The organism is Marivivens niveibacter (assembly GCF_002150005.2).
In the GTDB taxonomy this organism is placed as follows: domain Bacteria; phylum Pseudomonadota; class Alphaproteobacteria; order Rhodobacterales; family Rhodobacteraceae; genus Marivivens; species Marivivens niveibacter.
The window spans coordinates 1-995 of sequence record NZ_MSPP01000012.1; the positions used below are offsets into that span (position 1 = coordinate 1).

Below are 995 nucleotides of genomic sequence, written 5' to 3' on the forward strand. Positions count from 1 at the left end.
GCGCTGGACATCGATTACCGTCCGAACCTGTGGGGCGTTGCGGGCCACGGCGACGGCGAAAGCCGCTTTGTCGAAAGCGCCGCGGTGACAGAAAAACTGCTGTCGACCCTGCATTATTTTGACCTGATCGTCGGCACCGAAGAAGAGTTCCACATCGCGGGTGGGTCGACCGATACGGTTGCGGCGCTGCGCAAGGTGCGTGAAAACTCTGGCGCGACGCTGGTGTGCAAACGCGGTGCTTTGGGCGCGGTTGCGTTCGAAGGCGACATTCCGGACAGCCTGGATGACGGTCAAACCGGCATGGGCTTCCCGATCGAAGTGTTCAACGTTCTGGGCGCGGGCGACGGGTTCTTCTCGGGTCTGCTAAAGGGTTGGATGGACTGCGCGGACATCAACAACATCGACTGGCCGACAGCGCTGAAATACGCGAACGCCTGCGGTGCCTTTGCGGTGTCGCGCCACGGCTGTACGCCGGCTTATCCGTCGCTGACCGAGCTTGAGTTCTTCCTCGAACGCGGCGTTGTGCAAAAAGACCTGCGTAACGATCCTGCGCTGGAACAGATCCACTGGTCGACGAACCGTCACACCCGCAACGCGGGCGACTGGTCGACCGTACGTACCTTTGCGTTTGATCACCGCATGCAGCTAGAGGAAATGGAAGGTTACAGCCTGGAAAAAGGCGGCGCCTTTAAAGAGCTGTGCCTGAAAGCCGCATTGGAAGTGAAGGGCGATCAGGACGGTTACGGTATTCTGACCGACAACCGCATTGGCCGCGCGGCGCTGCATGCCGCCAGCGGCACGGGCCTGTGGATCGGTCGTCCGACCGAATTGCCAGGCTCGCGCCCGATCGAGTTTGAACCAGAGCTGGGCGTTGATTTTGGTCAGTTCAAAGAATGGGCCCGTGAAAACGTGGTCAAGCTGCTGGTGTTCTGCCACCCTGACGACGACGCGGAAACCCGCGCCCTGCAAGAGGCCCGCGTGAAACGTCTGTGGAC

At 60.7% G+C, this 995-nt stretch carries 1 protein-coding gene; it reads left to right on the plus strand.

Annotated elements, in window-relative coordinates; translation table 11 throughout:
• A partial coding sequence (locus BVC71_RS15285) for a PfkB family carbohydrate kinase (RefSeq protein ID WP_133064561.1) occupies positions 1 to 995 on the plus strand: 995 nt, incomplete at both ends.